The following is a 2,178-nucleotide window of genomic DNA, read 5'->3' as shown; positions in this document are numbered from 1 at the left end:
CATCGCCAGGTGGATCTGCTCGTAGGTCGCGGGACTGCCGTTCAAGCGCCAGCCGTGCTCGGCAACGACCGTGTGCAGCTGCGAATGGATGTCGCGCCATTCGCGCACGCGCCGCGGCGAGACGAAGTGCTCGCGCAGGCGCTGCTCCTGCTGGCGGTTGGAAAGCCGGGGCGTGTCGGTGCCGGTGCCCGCATGGCCATGGATGCCGCGGCCTTCTTCGAGCCAGTTCCAGAGCTTCAGGTAGCCCATGAACTCGGAGCGCTCGTCGTCGAACAGTTTGTGCTTCGCATCAGCCGCCTGCTGCTGCTCGAGCGGGCGGTCGCGCACGTCCTGCACGCTGAGCGCGCTGGCGATCACCAGCACCTCGGTGAGGGACTCGCGTTCGCGCGCGGCCAGGATCATGCGACCGACGCGCGGGTCGAGCGGCAGCTTGGCCAGCTCCTTGCCCACCGCCGTGAGTTCGTTGTCGTCGTCGGTCGCGCCGAGTTCGTTCAGCAGCGCATAACCGTCGGCAATGGCCTTCTTGGGAGGTGGCTCGAGGAAGGGAAAGTCTTCGACCGTGCCGAAGCGCAGCGCCTTCATGCGCAAGATCACCCCGGCCAGCGAGCTGCGCATGATCTCGGGGTCGGTGAAGCGCGGCCGGCCCGCGAAATCGGGCTCGTCGTAGAGGCGAATGCAGATGCCGTCGGCGACGCGCCCGCAGCGCCCGGCGCGCTGGTTGGCCGCCGCCTGGCTCACCGGCTCGATCTGCAACTGCTCGACCTTGGTGCGGTAGCTGTAGCGCTTGACGCGCGCGGTGCCGGCGTCGATGACGTAGCGAATGCCGGGCACGGTGAGCGAGGTCTCGGCCACGTTGGTGGCCAGCACGATGCGCCGCCCGTTGCCGGTCTCGAAGACGCGGTCTTGCTCGGCCTGCGAGAGGCGCGCGAACAGCGGCAGGATCTCGGCCTGCGGCCCGCCGCGATGCGCCTTGTTGGCCTCGTGCGCCAGGTGCTTGCGCAAGTGGTCGGCGGCCTCGCGGATCTCGCGCTCGCCGGGCAGGAAGACGAGGATGTCGCCCGGGTTGGCGCGCCACAGTTCGTCGACCGCATCCGCGATCGCGTCGTTGAGGTCGTGTTCGCGCGACTCTTCAAAAGGCCGCCAGCGCTGCTCGACCGGAAACAGCCGTCCCGACACCTGGATCACCGGCGCCGGACCGGCGCTCGAAGCGAAGTGCCTGGCAAAGCGGTCGGCGTCGATCGTGGCCGAGGTGACGATCACCTTCAGGTCGGGCCGTCGCGGCAGTATCTGGCGCAGGTGGCCGAGCAGGAAGTCGATGTTGAGGCTGCGCTCGTGCGCCTCGTCGATGATGAGCGTGTCGTAGGCCGTGAGCAGCGGGTCGGTCTGCGTCTCGGCCAGCAGGATGCCGTCGGTCATGAGCTTGACCGACGCGTTCGGCGTGAGCCGGTCCTGGAATCGCACCTTGAACCCGACCACTTCGCCCAGCGGCGTGTTCAGCTCCTCGGCAATGCGCTTGGCCACCGAACTGGCGGCGATGCGGCGCGGCTGGGTGTGGCCGATAAGGCGGGGCCGCTCGCCCGCCTTCGCATTGGCCTTGCCACGCCCGAGCGCCAGCATGAGCTTGGGCAGCTGCGTCGTCTTGCCCGAGCCCGTCTCACCGCACACGATCACGACCTGGTGCTCGGTGACGGCGCGCGCGATCTCCTCGCGCCGGGCCGAGACCGGGAGCGCCTCGGGGAAAGTGATGGGGGGGAGCGGGCGCGCCTGGGGCGGTGCGCGCTCGCGAGAAGTTGGCAAATTCACGAAGGCGCGATTATCGGGTCGGGCCGACTCATTGCCCTTGCGCGGAAAGGTCAGTCACCCGTCTGCGCGCCGTAGGTGATGAGGCTGAGCATGGCGCCCTGCGGGTCGGCGATCAGCGCAAAGCGGCCGACGCCGGCCACGTCGGTCGGCGGCACCATCACCTTGCCGCCGAGCGCGGCGACGCGCTGCACGCTCTCGTCGACGTTGTCGACGGTGACCTAGACACCCCAGGTTGGCGGCATAGTCGGCGCTCCGGGCGGCATGTTCATGATGCCGGCCAGCGCCGCGCCTGCGACCTTGATGACGCGGTACTCGCCGCCCTCCATGTCCATGGACTGGATCGTCCAGCCGAACAAATCGCCGTAGAAGGCGGCC

2 protein-coding genes are annotated in these 2,178 nt (G+C 68.9%); both read right to left on the bottom strand.

The window, feature by feature from the left end; genetic code table 11:
* Positions 1-1,797, bottom strand: a 1,797-nt coding sequence (hrpA, locus tag RMO12_RS13245; RefSeq protein WP_309639650.1) for an ATP-dependent RNA helicase HrpA, incomplete at its 3' end; no start/stop codon positions are given.
* A 56-nt stretch (positions 1,798-1,853) separates the two neighbouring features.
* On the bottom strand, positions 1,854-1,994 hold the full coding sequence (locus RMO12_RS13240) for a hypothetical protein (RefSeq protein WP_309639649.1): 141 nt from the start codon (positions 1,992-1,994) through the stop codon (positions 1,854-1,856).
* Positions 1,995-2,178 lie beyond the last annotated feature (184 nt).

The organism is Methylibium sp., assembly GCF_031393925.1.
Taxonomy (GTDB): domain Bacteria; phylum Pseudomonadota; class Gammaproteobacteria; order Burkholderiales; family Burkholderiaceae_C; genus Methylibium.
This window is presented reverse-complemented; position numbering and strand designations above follow the sequence as displayed.